Origin of the sequence: Hymenobacter sp. YC55 (assembly GCF_029433095.1) — a bacterium.
GTDB lineage: Bacteria > Bacteroidota > Bacteroidia > Cytophagales > Hymenobacteraceae > Hymenobacter.
The window spans coordinates 572,391-594,168 of the sequence record NZ_JARNTX010000001.1; the positions used below are offsets into that span (position 1 = coordinate 572,391).

The 21,778-nt window shown below is 54.0% G+C and carries 20 protein-coding genes; 13 read left to right on the forward strand and 7 right to left on the reverse strand.

Annotation, left to right across the window (positions count from 1 at the left end; translation table 11 throughout):
* Positions 1 to 152 precede the first annotated feature (152 nt).
* From rfbC to rfbF, 3 genes are all read right to left on the reverse strand, one after another.
* Positions 153 to 710, reverse strand: a complete 558-nt coding sequence (rfbC, locus tag P1X16_RS02450; protein ID WP_277226047.1) for a dTDP-4-dehydrorhamnose 3,5-epimerase — start codon at positions 708 to 710, stop codon at positions 153 to 155.
* 42 nt (positions 711 to 752) lie between these two features.
* Positions 753 to 1,859 (reverse strand): SDR family oxidoreductase, encoded by a 1,107-nt coding sequence (locus tag P1X16_RS02455; RefSeq protein ID WP_277226048.1) that lies wholly within the window; start codon positions 1,857 to 1,859, stop codon positions 753 to 755.
* 86 nt (positions 1,860 to 1,945) lie between these two features.
* Entirely contained in the window at positions 1,946 to 2,803 is an 858-nt protein-coding gene (rfbF, locus tag P1X16_RS02460; protein WP_277226050.1) for a glucose-1-phosphate cytidylyltransferase, read from the reverse strand.
* A 505-nt stretch (positions 2,804 to 3,308) separates the two neighbouring features.
* On the opposite strand from rfbF, the gene P1X16_RS02465 reads away from it, so the two are divergent.
* The 10 genes from P1X16_RS02465 (at position 3,309) to P1X16_RS02510 (ending at position 12,277) form a co-directional block, all read left to right on the forward strand.
* Positions 3,309 to 3,878 (forward strand): nucleotide exchange factor GrpE, encoded by a 570-nt coding sequence (locus P1X16_RS02465; protein ID WP_277226051.1) that lies wholly within the window; start codon positions 3,309 to 3,311, stop codon positions 3,876 to 3,878.
* Between the two features lie 103 nt (positions 3,879 to 3,981).
* Complete coding sequence (dnaJ, locus tag P1X16_RS02470; protein ID WP_277226053.1) at positions 3,982 to 5,130, forward strand: molecular chaperone DnaJ; 1,149 nt, start codon at positions 3,982 to 3,984, stop codon at positions 5,128 to 5,130.
* 271 nt (positions 5,131 to 5,401) lie between these two features.
* Positions 5,402 to 5,914: a sigma-70 family RNA polymerase sigma factor gene (locus tag P1X16_RS02475; RefSeq protein ID WP_277226055.1), complete on the forward strand. Its 513-nt coding sequence runs from the start codon at positions 5,402 to 5,404 to the stop codon at positions 5,912 to 5,914.
* Complete coding sequence (locus tag P1X16_RS02480; RefSeq protein ID WP_277226057.1) at positions 5,914 to 6,537, forward strand: hypothetical protein; 624 nt, start codon at positions 5,914 to 5,916, stop codon at positions 6,535 to 6,537. Before P1X16_RS02475 ends, P1X16_RS02480 begins: the two co-directional genes overlap by 1 nt.
* 85 nt (positions 6,538 to 6,622) lie before the next feature.
* Positions 6,623 to 7,564 carry an ATP-binding cassette domain-containing protein gene (locus P1X16_RS02485; protein ID WP_277226059.1) on the forward strand — a complete coding sequence of 314 codons (942 nt, stop codon included), beginning with the start codon at positions 6,623 to 6,625 and terminating at the stop codon, positions 7,562 to 7,564.
* A 45-nt stretch (positions 7,565 to 7,609) separates the two neighbouring features.
* A complete protein-coding gene (locus P1X16_RS02490) occupies positions 7,610 to 8,977 on the forward strand; it encodes an ABC transporter permease (RefSeq protein ID WP_277226061.1) in 1,368 nt (455 codons plus the stop codon).
* A gap of 128 nt (positions 8,978 to 9,105) precedes the next feature.
* Positions 9,106 to 10,008 carry a ChaN family lipoprotein gene (locus P1X16_RS02495; protein ID WP_277226063.1) on the forward strand — a complete coding sequence of 301 codons (903 nt, stop codon included), beginning with the start codon at positions 9,106 to 9,108 and terminating at the stop codon, positions 10,006 to 10,008.
* A 135-nt stretch (positions 10,009 to 10,143) separates the two neighbouring features.
* Entirely contained in the window at positions 10,144 to 10,788 is a 645-nt protein-coding gene (locus P1X16_RS02500; RefSeq protein WP_277226065.1) for a hypothetical protein, read from the forward strand.
* 57 nt (positions 10,789 to 10,845) lie between these two features.
* Entirely contained in the window at positions 10,846 to 11,298 is a 453-nt protein-coding gene (locus tag P1X16_RS02505) for a GNAT family N-acetyltransferase (RefSeq protein WP_277226067.1), read from the forward strand.
* A 22-nt stretch (positions 11,299 to 11,320) separates the two neighbouring features.
* Positions 11,321 to 12,277, forward strand: a complete 957-nt coding sequence (locus P1X16_RS02510; RefSeq protein WP_277226069.1) for a 3',5'-cyclic-nucleotide phosphodiesterase — start codon at positions 11,321 to 11,323, stop codon at positions 12,275 to 12,277.
* Positions 12,278 to 12,362: 85 nt separating this feature from the next.
* Here P1X16_RS02510 and P1X16_RS02515 read toward each other — a convergent pair whose 3' ends face one another.
* A complete protein-coding gene (locus P1X16_RS02515; protein ID WP_277226071.1) occupies positions 12,363 to 14,558 on the reverse strand; it encodes a penicillin acylase family protein in 2,196 nt (731 codons plus the stop codon).
* A 100-nt stretch (positions 14,559 to 14,658) separates the two neighbouring features.
* Between P1X16_RS02515 and P1X16_RS02520 the strand changes: the two genes are divergently transcribed.
* Complete coding sequence (locus tag P1X16_RS02520) at positions 14,659 to 15,006, forward strand: hypothetical protein (RefSeq protein WP_277226073.1); 348 nt, start codon at positions 14,659 to 14,661, stop codon at positions 15,004 to 15,006.
* A gap of 106 nt (positions 15,007 to 15,112) precedes the next feature.
* Here the strand turns inward: P1X16_RS02520 and P1X16_RS02525 are convergent, their stop codons facing one another.
* The gene (locus P1X16_RS02525; protein ID WP_277226075.1) at positions 15,113 to 15,463 is read right to left on the reverse strand and encodes an iron-sulfur cluster assembly accessory protein; all 351 of its coding nucleotides are present in this window, start codon (positions 15,461 to 15,463) and stop codon (positions 15,113 to 15,115) included.
* A gap of 290 nt (positions 15,464 to 15,753) precedes the next feature.
* Here P1X16_RS02525 and P1X16_RS02530 point away from each other — a divergent pair, with 290 nt between their 5' ends.
* Complete coding sequence (locus tag P1X16_RS02530) at positions 15,754 to 16,290, forward strand: hypothetical protein (protein ID WP_277226077.1); 537 nt, start codon at positions 15,754 to 15,756, stop codon at positions 16,288 to 16,290.
* A 77-nt stretch (positions 16,291 to 16,367) separates the two neighbouring features.
* Positions 16,368 to 16,898 (forward strand): 5'(3')-deoxyribonucleotidase, encoded by a 531-nt coding sequence (locus P1X16_RS02535; RefSeq protein WP_277226079.1) that lies wholly within the window; start codon positions 16,368 to 16,370, stop codon positions 16,896 to 16,898.
* 342 nt (positions 16,899 to 17,240) lie between these two features.
* Here P1X16_RS02535 and bshA read toward each other — a convergent pair whose 3' ends face one another.
* A complete protein-coding gene (bshA, locus tag P1X16_RS02540) occupies positions 17,241 to 18,380 on the reverse strand; it encodes an N-acetyl-alpha-D-glucosaminyl L-malate synthase BshA (RefSeq protein ID WP_277226081.1) in 1,140 nt (379 codons plus the stop codon).
* Between the two features lie 168 nt (positions 18,381 to 18,548).
* Positions 18,549 to 21,503, reverse strand: a complete 2,955-nt coding sequence (locus tag P1X16_RS02545; RefSeq protein WP_277226083.1) for a glycoside hydrolase family 3 N-terminal domain-containing protein — start codon at positions 21,501 to 21,503, stop codon at positions 18,549 to 18,551.
* Positions 21,504 to 21,778 lie beyond the last annotated feature (275 nt).

The window sequence follows — 21,778 nt, forward strand, 5'->3', positions numbered from 1 at the left end:
GTGGCTGCATCTCGTCGTGGAAAGAGCGAAGGACTAGTGCTAACAGGGAAGCGTATGTAAGCTACAACTGCAAGCATGAAGCAAGAAATAGGGCAGCTATGCTGCAGCATGGCTGCCCTATTTGGCTAATCAAATCTGCTAATAGCTGCTTCCTATTTTGCGGCAGCAACTTGCTGTGGCGTGAGCGTGAAGTCGGGGTGGATGCTGTCCTTTTCTGAAATCAGAACAGGCTGGATTGGCCACTGAATGCCAATAGTTGGGTCGTTCCAACGCAAGCCACGCTCGGCGCCGGGAGCATACTTAGCCGATACCTGATAAGTAACGTCGGTATTGTCGGCGAGGGTGATGAAGCCGTGGGCAAAACGGCCGGGTACGAACAACATCCGGAACGAGTCAGCGGTCAACTCGACACCGATCCACTCGCCATACGTTGGCGACTCTTCCCGCAGGTCTACAATCACATCGTAGATAGCACCACGGGTGCAGCGTACCAATTTGGTTTCTTCGTGTGGTGGCAACTGGTAGTGCATGCCCCGCAGCGTACCACGAAGAGGGTTAGAGGATACGTTAGCTTGCAGCGGAGGCATATGGATGCCGTGAGCAGCAAATTCGTCTTCGCACCAAGAACGAGCGAAAAAGCCGCGCTCATCCGTCCGGCGCTCTACATCAATGATGAAGGCACCAGCTAACTTAGTTGGGGTAAATAGCATGTTGAATAGGAGTTAAAACGAGAGGAAAGCAGCGCAGGCTGACTATACAGCGGCTGATTGCAGCGCGGCTTCTGCTGGTGTACTTTGTGCTTGTGCTGACTGAGGAGCCCAAGTGAGTGCATCCGTTAGCTGTCCAGTCTGTTGCAGGCGGCTGATAACGCGCAAACGCATCAGCTCGGAAGAACGGAAATCAGCATCCTTGAAGTTGATGCTCAGCAAGCCGTCACGTAGCTCGGCAAGCGTGTCCGAAAGGGTACGAACCGGCTGGTGGTTTGGGGCCAGCTGGCGGAACAAGCTGAAGTCAACCCGGTAGGAGCGCTTATCGGGTGGAGCAGCCGAATTCAGGGTTACTTTAGTGCCCGGAATAACCTCTGCTACGGCTTCAGCTAGCTCGCGCACTTGGTAGTTCCACTCATCAGCACCCACGTTGATGGCCAGGAAGGCGCCACCCGTAGTGGTTGGGCGCTTTAGAGCCCACTCGATGGCACGTGCCATGTCTTGCACGTGAATCAGCGGACGCCATGGCGAACCATCGCTCAGGATAGAGATAGTGCCAGCAGAAACTGCACCGGCCACAAAATCATTGACAACCAAATCGAGGCGCAGCCGGTCGCTCCAGCCGCAGGCAGTAGCAAAGCGCAGGCACGTAACGCAGAACGACTCATCGGCCAGCGGCTGCAAATCTTGCTCGCTTTTCACTTTGGAGCGGGCATACGCCGTAAGTGGGTTCAGAGTCGAATCTTCGGTTTTGGCTCCTTCGCCGCCCGCGCCATAGATGCTGCAAGAACTAGCAAACACAAAGGAGCGCACACCAGCGGCCTTGGCGCGCTGGGCCAACTCAATACCAGCTGCATGGTTTACTTCCAGCGTTACGTCCTCGTAGGTTTGGCCCATGGGATCGTTGCTGATAGCCGACAGATGCACAATAGCATCTAGCCCCTGCAGCAAAGAATCTGGCAACTGACGTACGTCGCCGAAAATTTGACGGTCAAGGCGGGTTTCTGGAAGGCGACCTGCCCCAGTGAGGCAATGCGCGAAATACCCCATATCGTAGCCGATCAACTCGGCCTGAGGAAACTCTTGACGTAAGCGCGCAACGACGCCTGGGCCTACGTAGCCCATGTTACCAGTAATAAGAATGCGATTCATGGAAGTGTAAGCTAGAAAGCGAAATAAGTATTCTGCTAGTGTGGCAGCAGGTAATTAGAAAGAAAAGGAGCGGTGGGTTAAGCGGATTAGTTGGTTACAAGATTGCTCGGATTCGGCACTGATACGGTAGTAGGTTGAGCGGCCGGCGCTAGTGGGGTCCGTACGTCATTCCATACTTTCCACGGAGCATTGCCGGCCTGCCACAGACCTTCCAGCATGTTCCGGTCGCGAAGCGTATCCATCGGCTGCCAGAAGCCGGAGTGACGGAAGGCGCTCAGGCGGCCTTCTGCGGCTAATTGTTCGAGGGGGCCTTTTTCCCACACAGTGTCGTCGTCTTCGATATAATCTAAAACGCTTGGTTCCAGCACAAAGAAGCCGCCGTTAATCCAAGGGGTTTCTCCGCCAGTAGGCTTTTCGGTGAAATCGTGTACCGAAGAAGAGGAATCACTTAAGTTGAAAACACCAAAACGGCCTGGCTGGCGTACGGCTGTGAGTGTGGCAAGAGCGCCTTCCTCTTGGTGGTGTTTGATAGAAGCCGTAATGTCAACATCGCCTACACCGTCGCCGTACGTGAGGCAGAACGTGCTGTCGCCGATGTACTCACGCACGCGGCGCAGACGGCCACCCGTCATTGTTTCTTGGCCAGTATCTATTAAGGTAACGGTCCAGGGTTCGGCGTGGGCCCGGTGCACGTGCATCTCGTTGCGGTCCATGCGGAAGGTAACGTCGGCGTTGTGCAGGAAATAATCGGCGAAATACTGCTTTATAAGGTGGCCTTTGAAACCACAGCAAATCACAAAGTCGGTGATGCCGTGGTGAGCATATATTTTCATGATATGCCAAAGGATAGGGCGGCCTCCAATTTCAACCATAGGTTTGGGTCGAACGGCACTTTCTTCGCTGATTCGAGTGCCGTAGCCACCCGCAAAAATCACTGCTTTCATGCGTAGTAATTAAATAAAGAGTTAAGTGTGAAACAGGTGTGGAGCGTGTTGATTGTGGCAGAAGATAGCTAAGTCGTAGGCAACAATAGCACTATGTATTTCTTAGGACGCTGAAAATTAACCAAGATCTTATAAACTTTCAAACATTTTCCATTAAATTTTCCATAGAATCTCATGATAATTTTATAACAACTAATTTATGTCATATTCATAAGACGTGGAGTAAAGTATATGGAAAGATAGATACAACAACGCCAATACTTTATGAAATTTCAATGAGGATTTGAATTTGTTGTTGTACAAATAGCCAATTTCAAGCTTGTTAAGGAACCTGCCGTAAGTGGGTTGATGTACTTACGAAAAAACTAAAGGAACCCGATTGCAGCTGAGCACTTGTTTGTGCCACAATGGCAGCACAAATGGCTTTGGCAAACTCCTTGCCCGCAACTTTTGCCATCTGGCTTAAAACAAAGTGAAAAACCCGTTTCGACGAATATTCAATAAAATGGCTGACGATATCAACGTACCACAGGACGACAACCTGGCCGTAGATCCAGAGCAAGTAGCTGGCGAAATGACCGATAACGAGGCGTCGGTCCTGGCGGAAGGAGAAGGCGCTGCGAAAGCTGATGGCACCAAGCCCGATGCCGAGCTAAACGAGCTTAAAGATAAGTACTTGCGTTTGGCGGCCGAGTTTGAGAACTACAAGCGCCGCACGACAAAAGAACGTGCCGACTTGTTTAAAACGGCCAATCAGGAGTTGATGGTAGCTCTGTTGCCGGCTCTTGACGACTTCGACCGGGCGCGCAACTTCACCAAAGACACTGAAGATGCCAACGCGGTGCGTGAGAGCATCGACATTATATATAATAAGCTCCAAAAAACTCTGAACCAGAAAGGACTTGCTCCTATGGAGGCGAAGGGCAGCGCGTTTGATCCTGACTTGCACGAAGCCATTACACAGATTCCGGCCCCGTCGGAAGATTTGAAAGGCAAAATCGTGGATGAGGTAGAACGTGGTTATTACCTGGGCGATAAAGTGATCCGCCACGCAAAAGTGGTACTGGGCCAGTAATTACCTGGTAATCGGTATCGGGTACTAGGCGGCAGCCGGAGCACAACCGCTACGAAAGCAAGCACACTACCTGGTAGCCAATACCTACTACCTACTACAGAACATGGCAACGAAGCGAGATTATTACGAGGTACTGGGCATAGCAAAAAGTGCGTCGGGAGATGAAATCAAGAAGGCTTACCGCAAAGTAGCCATCAAGTATCACCCCGATAAAAATCCCGACGACCCATCGGCAGAAGACAAGTTCAAGGAAGCTGCTGAAGCTTACGAAGTGCTGTCGGATCAGAACAAGCGTGCCCGCTACGACCAATATGGCCACCAGGGCATGGGCGGCAATGGCGGCGGCCCAAGCATGGAAGACATCTTCAGTCACTTCGGCGATATATTCGGCGGCGGTGGCCAAGGTGGCTTCGAGGGCTTCTTTGGTGGCGGTGGCCGCGGGCAAGGTGGCCGGCGCGTGCGCAAAGGTTCTAACCTACGCATCAAGCTTAAGCTAGACCTAGAGGAAGTAGCTAACGGCGTTGAGAAGAAAATCAAGGTGAAGCGCTACGTGGCGTGTAACACCTGCTCTGGTACTGGCGCCAAAAACGGCACCGACATCAAAACCTGCGGCACTTGCCAAGGCCAAGGCCAAGTGAAGCGGGTGGTAAACACCATGCTCGGTCAGATGGTGAGCGCCTCCACCTGCCCAACCTGCGACGGTGAAGGCAAAGTGGTAACCAGCAAGTGTGATGTTTGCCAAGGCGAAGGCCGGCAACTGCACGAAGAGGTTATTCCAATCAACATTCCGGCTGGTGTAGCCGAGGGCATGCAGTTGAGCATGAACGGCAAAGGCAACTACCCCGAGCGGGGTGGCGTGCCCGGCGACTTGCTCATCCAAATCGAGGAGGAGCCCCATGAGCAGCTCAAGCGCGACGGCAACAACATCATGTTCGAGCAGTACATCTCGTTCGTGGATGCCGCACTGGGTGCCAGCATCGAGGTGCCAACCATCGAAGGCAAGGTGAAGATTAAGGTAGACCCCGGCACGCAGCCCGGCAAAATATTGCGTCTGCGCGGCAAGGGTATCAAAGACCTCAACGGTTACGGCCGCGGCGACCAGCTGATTCATCTCAGCGTTTGGACACCGAAGAACGTGACGGGCGAGGAGCGGGAATTGCTGGAGAAACTGCGTAACGCGCAGAACTTCACCCCGAACCCCGGCAAGAACGAAAAAGGCTTCTTCGAGAAAGTGAAGGAGTACTTCCAATAAGAGTTGCCTGCATTAACTGCAGCAGCGCAAGCAAAAACGCCCGCTTTCCTTTGTTGGAGAGCGGGCGTTTTTGTTTATCAGCTTGGTAGTTAGGCTCTGCTAGTTGCTACCTACCAAGTTACTGCAGTTACTTTAGCGAAATGGTGTATGCTTTCGCTGAGCGCCTGAACGGTATCTAGGAAGAGGCTTTATGGCGCCATCAAAAAAATTAGGAATCTATATGTAATGCCAGCGTGGAGCCATCGATATATGCTATGAAACTGCTGCCTGCATGAGCCCCGCTGTGCCCTCTACCGATTTTGTTGCCGTTATCAACGAGTACCAGCCGCTGCTGCGGCGGGTGTGCCGGTTGTACTGCGCGGATGCCGATGATCGGCAGGATTTGTTTCAGGAAGTGGTGCTGCAACTCTGGCGGGCCTGGCCCAAATATGTGCCGCAAGTGGGCGCCAAGCTCAGCACGTGGCTATACCGTATTGCGCTGAATGTAGCTATCAGCAACCTACGGCAGCGTACCCGTCGGCCACAACCTACTAGCTTGGAAGGCGAGGCCCTGTACTTAGCACAAACGGCCGAGCCCAGCGGTTACGAGCCCGAAGAAATGGCTGCCTTGTACCGGGCTATCAACCGGCTATCGGAAGTAGACAAGGCATTTGTGCTGCTTTATCTAGAAGAGCGCACCTACGAAGAAATGGCTGAAATACTCGGCATCACCCAGAATAATGTGCGCGTGAAAATGCACCGCGTGCAAGAAAAACTTCGCCAATTGCTTACCCAACCCGCCTAATGGAACTTGATGATTTTCGTCGGAGCTGGAAGCTGCCTACTGCAGCTGAAGCGCCGGTTGGCCTCGATACTGCAGTCTTGGCCAAGATGCTGGCTAGTGGCTCAAAAACCCCAGTGAGTAAGATGCGCCGCAACGCATGGCTGGAAATAGCTTTTGTGGTGCTGTGCTTGCTGATTTGTAGCGCGGCGCTGCTGGTTGCGCAGCAACCCTACACTCGGGCACTGCTGGTTTGGTTGATAATTATGTGTCTAAGCAGCGGCTTTTATTTCCGTCGGAAGCTGCAGGTGCTGCACTGTTTGAGTGACGCCAGCGGGGCCTTGCGCGAGCATGTGGCGCGGCAGATAAGCAGCTTGCGCGGATTGGTGAAGCTTTATTACCAAGCAACCATGTGGTCGTTGCCGGTTTCCTTCATCATCGGACTGTTCTTCGTTGGTGCCCGCATCACCGATAAGTTCTCTGGCCAAAAATTGTTGCTCGGCCTAACGATTCTGGTGGTCGCCTACGGCGCAGTATGGGCGCTGACACACGTTGCCATGCGTTGGTTCACTCGCTGGTATTTGCAGCGCCTCTACGGTCAGCACCTCGACCGGCTGGAAGGTATGCTGCAGGAATTAGAAGAGTGAGTACGCTAATTCAATAGATTCCAAGCTCCGCAAGCATAGGAAAACCACTACATTTAACGCTCACCTCTTACCTCTCTTTCCAGCTGTGCAACCTATTCTACAAGCTATTGATGTGCACAAGGCTTATGCCGCGCACGTCGCTCTCAATGGCGTCAGCCTCGACATTCCGGAGCGTAGCATCTTCGGGCTGCTTGGCCCCAACGGGGCGGGCAAAACTTCGCTGATCCGCATCATCACGCAGATTACGGGCGCTGATTCCGGCGAAATCCGGGTTCGGGGCGAGAAGCTCAATCCTCGGCATATCGGCCAGATTGGTTACTTGCCGGAAGAGCGGGGCCTATACAAAAAGATGAAAGTAGGGGAGCAGCTACTGTATCTGGCGCAGCTCAGGGGCCTTACCAAAGCCGATGCCACACAACGCATCAAAAGCTGGATAGACCGGCTGGAATTGCGCCCGTGGGTAAGCAAAAACGTGGAAGACCTCAGTAAGGGCATGCAACAGAAGGTGCAGTTTATTGCTACCGTGCTGCACGAGCCGAGCATCATCATTCTGGATGAGCCATTTTCGGGCTTCGACCCCATAAATGCCAACCTCATCAAAGACGAAATTCTAGAGCTGCGCGAACGGGGTGCCACCATCATCTTCAGCACCCACCGCATGGAATCGGTGGAAGAGCTCTGCGACAATATTGCCCTCATCAACCGCTCGCGCAAGGTGCTCGATGGCTCGGTCCGGGCCATCAAAAACACTTTCAAAACGCAAACCTACGTGGTGGAAGGTCGCGGCCGCCTCATGGTAACGCACCCCGATTTTGAAGTACTCGAACACAAAGAGCGGGAAAACGGCCACTTCTACGACCGAATAAAGCTGCACGCCAACACCACGCCCAACGACCTGTTGCGCTACCTCATCAACAACGTGGAGGTACACGCTTTTCGGGAGCAGATTCCGAGCATCAACGACATCTTCATTCGTCGGGTGCAAGAAACCATGCCCGAGAGCCTGGTGGAAAACGTCCCGGCTTAGTGCCTACTACTTCAAGATGACTTCAACGATTACACGCTAGTACCCATGGATAAAATATGGTTGATTCTGCAGCGCGAATACCTCACGCGGGTGCGGAAAAAGAGCTTTCTGATTATGTCGTTGCTGGCGCCGCTGCTGCTGGCGGGCACCACCATTGGCATTGCCAAGCTCTCGGGGTCTTCGGATACCGACGTGGTAGCCGTATTCGACCAAAGCGGCCAACGGCTATTGCAACAGCTTGCCGGCACCGAAGATGTGCGGTTTGTGCCCGCCGCGGGTAGTTCGCTGGCCGAAGCCACAGAGGCCTTCAAAAAGGCGAAGCCCAAGCAAAACGCGCTGCTCTATTTCCCGCCGAGCTTCACGATGGACGACACCAAAGGCATTCAGCTGCTTGCTGATGGCAACGTGAGTTTGAAGCGCCAAAGCACGATTCGGAAAGCGGTAAACAAAGCAGTAGGTGAGCTGAAGATGAGCCGCTCGGGCCTCAACCAGACCACCATCGACAACCTGCAAGCTAATGTGGAGTTGGATGCCGTAGACTTAACGCAGGTAGGAGGCCGCAAAAACAACGTGGGCGCCACTACCGGAGCGGCCTACATCCTCTCGATTCTGGTGTACATGTTCATCTTCATCTACGGCGTGCAAGTGATGCGCGGCGTGAGCGAAGAGAAGTCCAGCCGGATTATGGAGGTGATGCTGTCCTCAGTGAAGCCATTTCAGCTGATGATGGGCAAGATTCTGGGCATTGCCGCGGTGGTATTCACGCAGTTTGCTTTGTGGATTGTGCTTTCGTGGGGACTAACGACACTGGCGGCCCCTTTGCTGACAGATTCCATTCGGAAGTCGCCGCCCGCTGCTGCCGCTGCTGGTATTCAGGAAGCCACCGCGGCGCAGGAAAAAGCACCGGCTACCGCTGATGCTACGCTCGCCCCAACCCCGGCTTCGGCAGCAGCTAGCAGCCCCTGGAGCTTCCTCGATGGCCTGCCCGTGGGCTCTATCATTGGGGGCTTCCTGTTTTTCTTCCTGGGCGGCTACTTGCTCTACTCGTCGATGTTTGCGGCCATCGGAGCCGCTGTCGACGACCAGACCGACGCGCAGCAATTCATGTTCCCGGTCACGATTCCGCTTATCTTGAGCTACATCGTTAGCATCAACGTGGTTATCAACGGGGACCCGAACGGCCCGCTGGCTTTCTGGCTGTCCATGATTCCGTTTACCTCGCCAATTGCCATGGTAATGCGCTTGCCTTTTGGGGTGCCGATCTGGCAAATACTGTTGTCGGCGGTGCTGCTAGTAGGCGGCTTCATGTTCACTACGTGGGTGGCCAGCCGCATTTACCGCGTAGGTGTGCTGATGTACGGCAAAAAGGTGAACTACCGCGAATTGTCGCGCTGGATGTTCTACAAAGGGTAACTAGTGTTGAGTGTAATACGCAAACCTACCTGAACGCAAAGCCCCGGTACCGTTGGTGCCGGGGCTTTCGTTGTTTATAGCCTCACCTGTTCCATAACATTTCCTGCCGTCGGTGGGTATCTTCATATATGTTCGCACAACCCCGAGTTCAACAGTTTCTGCAGCCACTTGCCGTCTGGCTGGCTGTTATTTTCCTTTCCAGCTTCACTGCCGCCGATAAGCCCGCTTACCGTCTTTTCACGGCCACTGGCAAAGCTGCCGATTACGAGAAGATGCTGAAGGAGCTGGCGAAAGCCGATGTGGTGTTCTTTGGCGAGCAACACAACGACCCCATGGGGCACTGGCTGGAGCTGCAACTCACCAAAGACCTGGCCCGCCTCAAGCAAGGGCAATTCGTGCTCGGCATGGAGATGCTGGAACGCGACGTACAGCCGCAGGTCGACCAGTATACCACAGGAGAACTAGACGATAAGGCATTCGAAGAGCAAAGCCGCCCCTGGCCCAACTACGGCACCGATTATAAGCCGCTACTGCAACTAGCCAAACAGCAGAAATTTAGGGTGGTAGGTACCAACGTACCGCGCCGCTACGCCTCCCAAGTGGCCAAAGGCAGCCTAACGGCCCTCAACGAACTGCCTGCCGAAGAAAAAGCTTGGATAGTGCCCTTGCCCATGACCGTAGATTACGAGTTGCCTGGCTACAAGAACATGGCGAAGATGTTCGGCGGTGATGCGGCCCATGCCGCCGGCGTGCAGAACATTATTCAGGCGCAGGCCCTAAAAGACGCCACCATGGCGCATTTCCTCGCCCAAGCTCGCGCCGAAGGCCAGTTGCTGCTGCACCTCAACGGCAGCTACCACTCCGACAACCACGACGGTATTATTGCTTACTTGCGGCAATCCAATCCGAAGCTGAAGGTGCTCACCATCAGTACGGTTTCGCAGGAGCAGCTAAGCAAACTGGACAAGGAAAACGAGCAGAAAGCTGATTTTGTGTTGGTGATACCCACCGACATGACCAAAACCTATTAAGTGCGGTAGCAGTAGCACCAGCCAAAAACTTTTCGGTGGCGAGTCAGGCAGCAGGTGCACCTTTGTGTGAACCGCTGCTTGCGCCGGCATCAGCCCTATTGCTAAAACCCAATGTCAGCACAAGCGCTACAGCCTATGCAACCCATACTCTCCACTCAGAATTACGCGGCTCTTCCCGACAACAAGACCCTACAGCGCCTCTGCAAAGCGCTGGCCGTGCTCGATGCCATCAATTCGCCGGAGACGGAATACCGTTATCATACCTATGATGCTAACTGGGACAAGGGCGAAGAGTTCTTCGAGATGAACGATGGGGAAGGCGACCAAATGGTCGTGCTGTTCAAAGAAGAAGGCTGCGTGATAAACGGCTATGCCGATGGCCTGGAGCAGCCCGACAAAGCGCGCGTGACCCGTGGGCTGCCCGAGATATTCGATGAATTTATGTTCGGGGAGCCAGTAAACTCCATTGGTACTACGTTTTGCCTCTGGTACACCCCCCGCTACGGCTGGCAGACGGGCCCCCTCGAAAACGAAGAAGACGGCTCCGAAGACCTGCTCTATATCTTCGACAACCAGCCGCAAACCTACACAGAATGGGCTAGCGAGTACTTCGATGAAGACGACACCAAGCAAACCCTTGATCTAGCAACCGTCTCACAAATTTACCAAGGCGAAACCCTGACCAAAGCCATGGTGCTCGCCTTGGTAGATAACGTAGACGATTGGTTGCAGCTAGAAACCGATTTGCAGGAAATCGGCTACCCCTACGATTTTAGCTAATCCGGAAAGCCACAGTAGGCAGCGCAGCAAGACAGGATTTCCGGCGCATCTTTGGACATGCTCTTCCGCGAAGCCCAACTTGCCGACATTCCAGCCTTATTCGACGTACGGTATTCTGTAACCGAAAACGTGCTGCGCAACCGGGCGCTAGTCACGGTGGCGGATACCGAAGACTACCTCACCCGCCGGGGTAAGGGGTGGGTTTGCGTAGTACATGGGCAGATAGTAGGCTTTGCCATTGCCGATTTGCAGGATCACAGTATCTGGGCCTTGTTCTTGCGCCCCGAATTGGTTGGCCAAGGTATAGGGAAGCGCCTGCACCGCCTCATGCTGAACTGGTACTTCGCCCAAACCTCGGAAACCCTGTGGCTAAGCACTGGCTTCGGTACCCGCGCCGAAGAGTTCTACCGGCGCCAGGGCTGGCGAGAAACTGGCCGCACGGCCAGCGGTGAGGTGCGGTTTGAGATAACGAAAGAGGAGTGGCAGAGCCAGCCTACTGACTTTAGCTAATCTTTTCCTTCTCGCAGTAGCTATGCGTGTTTTCTATTGGAGCTTTCTGTTGCTAGTGGTTGCATGCTTGCCCCAAGCTTTTGCGCAGCAACCCGCCTCTTTTACTGTAGTTCCGCTCGGAGTGAAAGGTGGCCTCGACGAGGGCAACCTTTCGGCTTACTTGGTAGCCCCGGCTGGCACTACGTCTTACGTTTGCCTCGACGCGGGAAGTCTGCACCAAGGCATAGAAAAGGCCATTGCCAACAACATATTCTCGGTTAAAGCAGATACGGTGTTGCGCAACTACATCAAAGCCTACCTAATCTCGCATGCTCACCTCGACCACGTAGCCGGCCTGCTCCTCAATGCCCCCGATGACGCGAAGAAGACTATTTACGGCTTATCCGAGTGCCTGACCGTCATGCAGCGGGACTACTTCAACTGGCATGCTTGGCCTAATTTCGGGAACGGCGGCAATCCACCGGCCTTGCACAAGTATCAATTACACGAGTTAGTGCCGCGGCAAACAACCCCTATCGAGCGCACTTCTATGAGCGTGCAGTGCTTCCCGTTGAGCCACGGAACCGCCTACCAAAGCGCCGCTTTCTTGCTTGAAAGCAAGGGAGCTTATCTATTGTATTTGGGTGACACGGGGGCCGATGAGCTAGAGAAGTCGCACAACCTGCGTGACCTATGGCAAACTGTTCAGCCACTAGTAGTGGCTGGCAAACTCAAAGCAATTTTCCTCGAAGCATCTTACCCCAACGAGCAGCCCGAAAACCAGCTCTTTGGCCACCTCACACCCGCGCGTCTGATGCAAGAGCTAACCGTTCTGAGCCAGTTAACAGGCGCAAAAGCATTGCACAACCTTCCTGTCGTAGTTACGCACCTGAAACCTACTGCCGCTAATGAAGCTGCTATCAGAAAGCAGCTAGCAGTAGGGAATAAGCTGCAAGTGAAGCTCATCTTCCCGGAGCAGGGGCAACGGCTGGAGTTTTAGTTTTATAGCAATTGCATGAACGATGTGGAGACGCGACACTTCGCCTCTGCACACCGTTCATGCAAACCGCAAATTAGCTAGCTGGCTACTGTCCCGGCGAATACGTCTTCTCGGCGTGCTTCTTCACGTCTTCTGGGTAGAAGAGCACGTCTTTGAAGTTCTCTTCCACATACAGAGCGGCTTGGTCAGTGAAGTGGGGGGAGGAGGGCTGGTTGTTGTTGCCACCTGCCAGTACCGAGCGGGCTTTGATGCGCGGGCCAAATTCCACCACTGCAATAAAGCTGTTGCCCACGTTGCCGTAGCGCTTCTTGGTGCCCGGATACGTCTTCGAGCCGAATGCGGCCAAGGAACCCCAGGCCGAGGACGTGAAGGCTACCGGCAGACTTGGCTTTTGGTCGTGGTAGATTTCCTGGATGTTGCCGGTCAGGCGCTGGAAGCGGTTTACTTCGCCCCAAGGCATTTTCCAGGTGCCAAAGTCGCGGGTTAGGTCGTCGAGTGTTTCTTGCAGGGCCGTCACCTTCTCTTGTGGGGTAGTTTTGGCGATGGTGAAAGCTGTGAAGCTAATGTAGTCGAGGCGCTGGTCGGGGGCTACGCGGGTGCGGGCCAAGCGCTGGATTTTCTCACCCCAATAGATGGCAAGTGTTTGCGCTACCGAGGCCTTGTTGTAACGTTTATCCCAGGCGCGCAGCAATTTCATGGCTTCCACCACTTCCCCTTCCGGTGGGTTTGTACCATCGGCCACAAATTGAAAATCTTTCGCTAAGGCCGGAATCAACTCCTCGAAAGCAGCCAGATACGGGTCTTTGGCTGCCGAAATCAGCGTATCGAGCGTGAAGGTGCGCTTGCGGCTCAGCACGCGCACAGCATTGATGCCCCGGTAGTTTTCAGCATCGGGGGCCATGTAGGTTGGGTAGCTGTCCTTGGCAGGGCTGCTCGGACCCGACACCGTGAACGGCGTGGAGTTGCAGTTCTGAATCCAGCCGCTGGCCGGGTTCATTACCTGCACCAAGTCCTCCACTTTATGTAGGCCCTTCCATTCGGTTTTGGGGTTGCTACCGTCTACGGGTTGGCTCCAGTCAAACTGCGGGTCGCGCTTGGGCATAAAGTTGCCGTGCCAGTAAGCAATGGTGCCTTTGCTATCGGCAAACACTGTGTTGTTGGAGGCGTTGCCGTTTAGCTTCATCACTTCTTTGAAGCTGGCATAATCGGTAGCCTTGGTGCGCAGATAGGATTGCTCCAGGGCTTCCAGCGGCGTATCCATCATGCGCACCGTCACCCACTTATTGTCGGCTTGCTGGCCTACTACGGGGCCATGGTGGGTGCGGTAGGTGGTAAATTCCTTGCGTACAATCTGGCCGTCTTTCTTGTAAGGTATTGATACGGTAGCTACTTGCACGGGCCGCTGCTTGGAGCCGTAACGGTAATAGAACTTGCCGTCTTTCTTTTCAATCGTCTCCAGGTATTCGTCCATGGAGTCGGCGCTGCTGGAAGTGTGCATCCAACCGCAGTTGGGATTGAAGCCCTGGTACACAAAAAACTGCCCCCACGTCACGGCACCATAAGCATTGAGGCCGGCTTCGCTGGTTACTTGCACCTCGGGCCGGAAATAGAACGAAGTATGTGGGTTGATGAGCAGCAAAGCGTGCCCACTGGCACTTTTGGCTGGTGCTACCGCAAAGCCGTTCGAGCCGACTGGCTCCCGGTCTAGTTTCTCGAAGTCGTTATGAATCCAAGACGAAGATTTCTTCTGGCTGTAAAATGCCTTCAGCCGGTCCACGGACACCACGCTGATATTGCCGCCGATACTGCCTTCGCTGAACATCAGGGGCATCCAGGGCTGAAAGCGGCGCAGCAGTTTGGGCTGCACCGTGGGGTGGGTGTGGAGGTAATAATTGGTGCCGTCGGCAAAGGCGTCCAGCAACTGCTTCATCCAAGCAGGGCTCTTTTTATAGATAGCAATGGCTTGGGTGCTGTCCATAAACAGGCGGGCGCGCAGGTCGTCGTAAATGGCGGCTTCGCCTTGCACTTCGGCCAGCCGGCCGATGGAGGTGATGTAGTTGTCTTCGACCCGGGCAAAATCGTCTTCGCACTGCGCGTATAGTAGGCCGAATACCGCATCGGCGTCGGTCTTGCCGTAGATGTGCGGCACGCCCCAATTGTCGCGCACAATAGTCGCCTGCTTGGCTTGCTGTTGCCAGCGGGCTATTTCAGCGGGTTTGAATGCTTGGGCCTGCGTCCCGAAGGCAGACAATAGCATACCGAAAGCAAAGAGGTAGCGCATAAGGCGAGTAGGTATAAAAAGAAATTTTGCTAGGCCGTTTGAACCGTGAACCGCTAACTTACCAGCAATATTTTTTATGGCCTAAATACATAAAAGCAGAATGGTCGAAGTAACCACCCAAGGCGACAACGCCGTGTTCGAAGTCAAAGGGTTGCACAAGCTGTGGGCTTTCAAAAGTCAGATTGAAATTCCGCTGAAAGATATTCGTAGCGCCCGCCAAGATGCGGAAGCGCTAAAAGGCTGGTGGCATGGCTTTAGGGCACCCGGTACATACATTCCGGGTTTGATAACGGCAGGCACCTTCTATGAAGCCGACAAAGTAATCTTTTGGGATGTACACAATGCCGAGAAAGCCGTCATCATTGACGTAGTGCACGATGAATACAACCAGCTGATTGTGGAAGTGGAAGACCCGGCCGCCGTAATAACGCTACTAACTGGAAAGTAAGAACACGCTAAAACATAGAAAGCGAAAGCCCTGACCGTGAGGCCAGGGCTTTCGCTTTTATTGGTATTGAAATCTAAAGCTTAGAGAATCTGCTCAAAGCGGCTCTTTACGCCGAGAACGACGAGCCGCAGCCGCAGGTGCTTTTTGCTTGAGGATTATTGAAAACGAAACCACGAGCGTTAAGGCCATCCTGGAAGTCAACTTCCATGCCCATCACGTACATGGCGTGTTTTTTATCCATGATGAGCAGTACGCCATCGAGGTCGAAAGTTTCGTCTTGGTCCTTGGCTTTGTCGAAGCCAAGTAGGTAACTCATGCCCGAGCAGCCACCGCCCTGAACGCCTACGCGCAGGCCGTATTCAGCAGGCACATTCTTCTCGCGCAGAATAATACGAACCTCTTCCAAAGCGCGGGGCGTGAGGTTGATAGGAGCAAGCTTAGCAACGGCGGTAGCCATAGTGTGTTCGTGTTTAGGGAAGTATGTCAGCAAAGATACGAAGTTGAGCAGTATTGCGCGGACAAGCTTCCCGAAATACTACTACCCTGGTAGGGTCTTCTGAGCCTATAACAGCGTAGCCATGCCTGCGGTTCAGAATGTATCTTTGCGCCCACGAAAACTTATTAGAACGGGTTGATGCAGTAGTTTGGCGGGAAATACCAGTTTTCGTTGTCCAACAATACGCTGCGCCCTGCCGTAACTTTCTTTAGTTGTCGTTCGCGCTACCTTTTGGTCTGTACTACTTTCTAATGGATACCACTGCTTACCTCTTCGATTTACTGAAAATCATTTTGCCGGCGTTAATCGTGGCTGGCTCCATTTTCTATCTGATTCAGCAGTATCTGGAGAAAGAGCAACAGCGACGCATAATCGAACTCCGGCTCGAAGCAACCAAAACCACCTTGCCTCTACGGCTACAGGCCCTGGAGCGCGTTACGCTGCTGTTAGAACGCATCACGCCCAACAACATCCTGATTCGTTTGGGCAGCGCCGGCCAGACAGCTCCCGACTACTACCGGCTTTTGCTTCAGGAAATCCGGGCCGAATACGAGCATAACCTCTCGCAGCAGCTATACATGAGCCCCGACACTTGGGCGGAAGTCAAAGGAGCCAAAGAGCATATTCTCACGGTCATCAACAAGTCGTACCAGGGACTAGCGCAGCCTCAGCAAGCCCGCGGCACCGAGCTGGCCAAGCGCGTCCTCGAAACGCTGATCAACGAGGAAGTTGATCCGACGGAACGGGCCCTCAATGCCGTGAAGCGCGAAGCTGCCGGGCTTTTCTAGTATTCGGCCCTTTTTTTATTTCCGCAACAAACCTACAGGCTAGCATTCTAGGCCTGCTTCGTATTCACACCCAACGTATGGTAAAATCACGCATTGCCGTGGACATGGACGAGGTAATTGCCGACTCCATCTCCCGGTTTCAGGAATGGTACGGCACTGACTTCGAAATCACGATAACGCGGGAGCAACTGCACGGCAGAAAGATGCGCGACATTATTGCCCCCGAGCACCGACCGGCTTTGCGGGAATACCCCAACCGCCCTGGCTTCTTCAAAGACTTACCTCTCATTGCCGATAGTCAGCGTGTGCTGCGCGAAATGGCCCAGCGCCACGAGCTGTTTATTGCCACTGCCGCCATGGAGTTCCCCAACTCCTTTGTTGACAAGTACAACTGGCTCAAGCAGCACTTCGACTTTATTCCGTGGCGCAACATCGTGTTCTGCGGCGACAAGAGCATCCTCAACGCCGATTACCTCATCGACGACAACGCCTTCAACTTCGACGGTTTCCGTGGCGAAGGCCTTTTGTTCGACGCCCCGCACAATGCCCACGAAACTCGCTACCGGCGAGTTCATAGCTGGCAGGAGATAGGGGAGATGTTTCTGTAAGGCTTATTTGAAGTAAGCTAGAATGAAAAACCAGCTCTCCTCCTGAGCACAGTTGCTGTTGCGCATCTAGCCAGGAGAAGTTAGGAGTAGTTGACCAACCCTTGGATATTTCACTATGACTGTCATGCTGAGCGCAGCCGAAGCATCTCGCGTGCTGAGGTTGTGGTGCTAACTCAACGAGACGAGCGAGATGCTTCGACTGCGCTCAGCATGACAGATAGTTGAGCAACGTCAACAACGAGTGGTTAATCACCACCCCTAGCCCCTCCTTGCAGATGCGCAACAGCAGCTGAGGAAAGAAAGGGGAAGGTGGCCTAGCTTTTTACTACAGTCAACGGCGCTCTACACAGTTGCCAATTGCGCGTCGATAGCACGTTGGTAGCAGGCTTCGTAATGAGGCACAATTTTGTCGGTTGCGAAAGTTTCGGCGTGGGCGCGGGCCGCTGCTTTAAAGCGCGGTAGGTTTTCGTCCTCTAGTACATACAGCGCGTTTTTCACCATGTCGGCTATGTCGCCTACGTTGCTGACCATGCCGGTTACGCCGTGCTCATTCAGCTCGGGTATGCCGCCAGCGTTGGTACTGATAACGGGTACTTCGCAGGACATGGCTTCCAACGCGGCAAGGCCGAAGCTTTCCTTTTCGGAAGGCATCAGGAACAGGTCCGACACGCTTAGTACTTCCTCCACGGCTTCGAGCTTGCCCAGGAAACGCACATCGTTGCTAGTCAAGCCCAAGTCGCGGCACAGCTTCTCGATGCGTGGCCGGTCTGGTCCGTCTCCCACAAGCAAAAGTTTAGAAGGCACCTGCTTGCGTACTCCGTCAAAGATTTGTACCACGTCTTCCACGCGCTTTACCGAGCGAAAGTTAGAGGTATGGATAAGGAGCTTCTCGCCATCGGGCACAATGGCGGCCTTGAAGTGCGACTTGTCTTGCTTCTTGAACCGGTCGAGGTTGATGAAGTTGGGGATTACCACTATGTCTTTCTCGATGGCGAAGTATTCGTAAGTTTCCTTACGCAAGTCCGCCGAAACTGCCGTTACGCCATCCGACTGGTTGATGCTGAACGTGACTACCGGTTCGTAGCTGGCGTCTTTGCCTACCAGCGTAATATCGGTGCCGTGCAGGGTGGTGATGATGGGCACCCGGATGCCTTTGGTAATTAGAATTTGCTTGGCCATGTAGGCCGCCGAAGCGTGAGGAATGGCATAGTGCACGTGCAATACGTCCAGCTTTTCATTCTGCACGATGTCTACCATTTTGCTGGCTAGCGCCAACTCGTAAGGCGGAAACTGAAACAGCGGATACGGCGGAATGTATACCTCGTGGTAGAACAGGTTCTCGTTGAAGAAATCGAGGCGTACAGGTTGGCTATAGGTGATAAAGTGCACGCGGTGGCCTTTCAAGGCCAATGCTTTGCCGAGTTCAGTTGCTACGACGCCGGAGCCGCCGAAGGTGGGGTAACAAACGATACCTATGTTCATGAGAGAGGGAGAGAGATATGTCCTTTGCAACGTAGGCTGTCATGAGAAGAGAGAGATGGCAGCCTACACTAGCAAGGACAACAAAAAACAAAAAAGGCGGCAAGCCATCCCGAGTGGATGCCTCACCGCCAATTGCAGGTCAGGAGAACAGTAGCGTCAGACAACAAATCATGATTTCAGCAGCGACTTGTAGATAACGTCGTGTATACGGGTGCGAATGTTGTATTGACGCAGCTTGTTGTTGCCAGCGTCGGGGTACACCCGGTTGGAAAGAAAGATGTATAGGATTTTGTTTTCGGGGTCCATCCAAACGCAAGTACCTGTGAAGCCGGTGTGGCCAAACGTGCTGGCAGGCGAGAGGTTGGACGTTGGGCCTTCGGGCTTGCTTGGGTCGCCATGGTCCCAGCCCAAGCCGTGCCGGTTGCCCGCCACCGTGCTGCGCGCAAACTCCGTCACTACGGGCGCCTGGAAATAATTCCGTCCACCGTACCGGCCATTTTGCAGGTTCATCTGCATCAGAATGGCTAAGTCATTGGCATTGGCAAACAAGCCCGCGTGACCACCCACGCCACCAATCATGGCGGCAGTCTGGTCGTGGACGGTGCCTTGCAATTGGGTCCGACGGAAATACGTATCGTTTTCGGTGGGCGCAATGCACGACTGCGGAAACTTAGCCAACGGGTTGTAGGTCATGGTGCCCAACCCGAGTGGCTTGTAAAACTGCCGATCCAAGAAGTTTTCAATCGGCTGATTTAAGAGCTTTTCAGCTACCCGCTTCAGGATGATAAAGCTCAGGTCACTGTACTCCACCGGATACTTGCCTTTTACCTTCGGCAAGAGGCTGGAGCGCATCACCCAGTTCCACACCGAATCCTCAGCGGTCTGGACGCTGAAGAGTGAAGGCGTTACTTCGTTCGGGAAGCCGGCTGCGCTGGTGCTGGCGTAGAAAGTTGGCTTCGGTCCTGTCTTGGTAATGGTTTTCTCCCAAGTCGGAATCCCCGCTTTCAAGCCCGCTTGGTGCAGCAGTACCTCGCGCACCGTCATGTCTTTCTTGTTGGATTGCTTTAGCTCCGGCAAGTACGACGACACTTTGCTATCTAGGTTCAGCGTGCCTTGGTCCTTGAGGTACATAATAGCCTGCAAAGTGCCCGCAACCTTGGTTACAGAGGCCAAGTCGTACAATGTGCTCTGGTTTACTGGCTGCGCTTTGTCATAGGTGCAGTAGCCGTAGCTCTTATCGAACACCACAGCTCCGTTCTTGGCCACAATCACCTGGCAACCTGGGGCAGCGGCATACGCTACCGTTTCCAGCGCAATGTTGTCGATTTGGGCGAGCACCTTGGAATCGAGCCCTTCGCTTTCCGGCGTGGCATAACGCAGACGGCGAAGGTCGGGAGTCGGTATGCCGGTACCGGCCTTTAGCTCTGGCGTCACCGTAACGGGCAAACGGCCTTTGGCAGGCAGGGCTCCGAACAGCACCTGTGGTACCACTAGCTGCGCCGCGTAGGTGTCCTCGTAGCCACAAACTAGGGTGCGTGCACTATCGAGATACTTCAATGAGTACGCATTGCCCATGGCCACCACCACTGTTTTCAAGCGCGGGTTGGCCTGTAGTTGCTTTATAAACTTTATTGCCCCGTCCCCAATACCGTAGTTATGGGTTGGCGTGTTGTTCATGTTGTGCAGCGTCACGACCACCGTGTTGTAGGGCGCGAGGCGCGGCAGCAGGCGGGCAAACGTCGTGTCTGGTGCATACCGGTTGGCTACCGGATACACCGGGCCGCTCTGGTATTTGCCCATAATCTCGCCGAGCGTACTGCCGGTGCCCGCGCCAATGGTAACGGTGGCAATCCGCAGGGTGTCGAGGCGCAGGAAGGGGAGGAGGTTGTCCTGGTTTTTGACGACCGTGGTGGCGTGCTCGAAAATTTCCTGTGCCACCGTACGGCTTTGGGGCCGGTTTAGGTTGGTCATCAGGTTGCGCACGTCTATCGGCTGGAAGTGGTTGAGGCCAGCCCAAAACTTGGCCCGCAGAATCTTGCGCACCCGCTGGTCTACGTCTTCCTGCGCGATGCTGCCCGCAGCAATAGCTTCTTTGATCTTGGTTAGGGCTACCGGCACGTCCTCGGAAAAGAGCAGCACGTCGTTGCCGGCCAAAAGGGCCATCGCATCCAGCTGGCCTGGTTTGTAGAGGTTAGATACGCTCTTCATGTTGAGAGCATCCGTGAAAACCAACCCCTTATAGCCCATTTTCTCTTTCAACAAACCGGTAACGAGGTTGTGAGATACGGTGGCACTCACGGAGCGTACCGTATCGAAGAGCGGCATGTAGAGGTGCCCTACCATCACGCCCATTACCCCCGACTGGATAGCCTGCTGAAATGGGTACAGGTCTACGTTGGTTAGGTGGGCCAAGTCGGAGTTGATAACGGGCAACGCCACGTGCGAATCCACGTCGGTGTCGCCGTGGCCGGGGAAGTGCTTTACTACGGCTATGATGCCGTGGTCTTGGAGGCCGCGCAGGTACTGGATACCACGCTTGGCTACTTGTTCTTTGTCTTCGCCGAAGGAACGGTTGCCAATAACCGGATTATCAGGATTGGAGTTGATGTCCATCACCGGCGAGAAGCTGATGTGGACTCCCAGCGTCTTCATCTTCAGGGCAATTTCGCGGCCCATCTGGTACACGTACTGGTCATCGTCCATGGCGCCGAGCGTCATTTGCTTGGCAAAGTGCATGCTCGAATCCAGGCGCATATCGAGGCCCCATTCGGCATCCAGCGAAATCAGGAGCGGAACCTTGGCGGCGGCTTGGTAGCGGTTAGTGAGAACGGCTTGTCGGCGCGGACCACCCTGCAAAAACATCAAGCCGCCAATGTTCTGGTTGCGGATCAGGTTTTCGATGGACTGAGCGTGGCGCTTGTCCTTGTTGGAATAGGCCGCCACCATAAACAACTGACCCAGCCGTTGGTCGGGCGTGAGCGAGGTGAACACGCTGTCCACCCAGTTTTGCTCGGCTGCTGACCGGGGCCCGGCGACATCGTCGTAGGGCACTGCCGATGTAATGAGTAGACCCGTCGCGGCCAAAAGCAACAATAAGAGTCTAATCCGAAAATCCTTGAGCATCGGCTCCCTTGATAATTCTGGCGTGATATACTCTGGTTGAAAGCAAGCGGAATTCGCCCTACTTTTGCCTGAATCCGTGTAAAAGAAAAAGAGCGGACCAGATCATCCGGCGGTCGACGAGACGGGGCCGCGGCATCCATTCTACTACTCTTCCCAAAGCCTTGATTCGGGTATCCGAACAACGCTTTACACACGAATGTTGATTGCAAATCTACGGATAAATTTTGGTGGCTGGACGTAGAAGCACCGCCGTAATGCAATTTTTCCACATACTA

What these genes read in the sequence shown, in the direction of transcription:
- P1X16_RS02515 (WP_277226071.1), bottom strand. Translation starts at nt 14,558, where the DNA reads ATGCGCTACCTCTTTGCTTTCGGTATGCTATTGTCTGCCTTCGGGACG.
- P1X16_RS02455 (WP_277226048.1), bottom strand. Translation starts at nt 1,859, where the DNA reads ATGAATCGCATTCTTATTACTGGTAACATGGGCTACGTAGGCCCAGGC.
- bshA (WP_277226081.1), bottom strand. Translation starts at nt 18,380, where the DNA reads ATGAACATAGGTATCGTTTGTTACCCCACCTTCGGCGGCTCCGGCGTC.
- P1X16_RS02520 (WP_277226073.1), top strand. Translation starts at nt 14,659, where the DNA reads ATGGTCGAAGTAACCACCCAAGGCGACAACGCCGTGTTCGAAGTCAAA.
- P1X16_RS02545 (WP_277226083.1), bottom strand. Translation starts at nt 21,503, where the DNA reads ATGCTCAAGGATTTTCGGATTAGACTCTTATTGTTGCTTTTGGCCGCG.
- P1X16_RS02490 (WP_277226061.1), top strand. Translation starts at nt 7,610, where the DNA reads ATGGATAAAATATGGTTGATTCTGCAGCGCGAATACCTCACGCGGGTG.
- P1X16_RS02535 (WP_277226079.1), top strand. Translation starts at nt 16,368, where the DNA reads ATGGTAAAATCACGCATTGCCGTGGACATGGACGAGGTAATTGCCGAC.
- rfbF (WP_277226050.1), bottom strand. Translation starts at nt 2,803, where the DNA reads ATGAAAGCAGTGATTTTTGCGGGTGGCTACGGCACTCGAATCAGCGAA.
- dnaJ (WP_277226053.1), top strand. Translation starts at nt 3,982, where the DNA reads ATGGCAACGAAGCGAGATTATTACGAGGTACTGGGCATAGCAAAAAGT.
- P1X16_RS02505 (WP_277226067.1), top strand. Translation starts at nt 10,846, where the DNA reads ATGCTCTTCCGCGAAGCCCAACTTGCCGACATTCCAGCCTTATTCGAC.
- P1X16_RS02525 (WP_277226075.1), bottom strand. Translation starts at nt 15,463, where the DNA reads ATGGCTACCGCCGTTGCTAAGCTTGCTCCTATCAACCTCACGCCCCGC.
- P1X16_RS02530 (WP_277226077.1), top strand. Translation starts at nt 15,754, where the DNA reads ATGGATACCACTGCTTACCTCTTCGATTTACTGAAAATCATTTTGCCG.
- P1X16_RS02495 (WP_277226063.1), top strand. Translation starts at nt 9,106, where the DNA reads ATGTTCGCACAACCCCGAGTTCAACAGTTTCTGCAGCCACTTGCCGTC.
- P1X16_RS02465 (WP_277226051.1), top strand. Translation starts at nt 3,309, where the DNA reads ATGGCTGACGATATCAACGTACCACAGGACGACAACCTGGCCGTAGAT.
- P1X16_RS02475 (WP_277226055.1), top strand. Translation starts at nt 5,402, where the DNA reads ATGAGCCCCGCTGTGCCCTCTACCGATTTTGTTGCCGTTATCAACGAG.
- P1X16_RS02500 (WP_277226065.1), top strand. Translation starts at nt 10,144, where the DNA reads ATGCAACCCATACTCTCCACTCAGAATTACGCGGCTCTTCCCGACAAC.
- P1X16_RS02480 (WP_277226057.1), top strand. Translation starts at nt 5,914, where the DNA reads ATGGAACTTGATGATTTTCGTCGGAGCTGGAAGCTGCCTACTGCAGCT.
- P1X16_RS02510 (WP_277226069.1), top strand. Translation starts at nt 11,321, where the DNA reads ATGCGTGTTTTCTATTGGAGCTTTCTGTTGCTAGTGGTTGCATGCTTG.
- rfbC (WP_277226047.1), bottom strand. Translation starts at nt 710, where the DNA reads ATGCTATTTACCCCAACTAAGTTAGCTGGTGCCTTCATCATTGATGTA.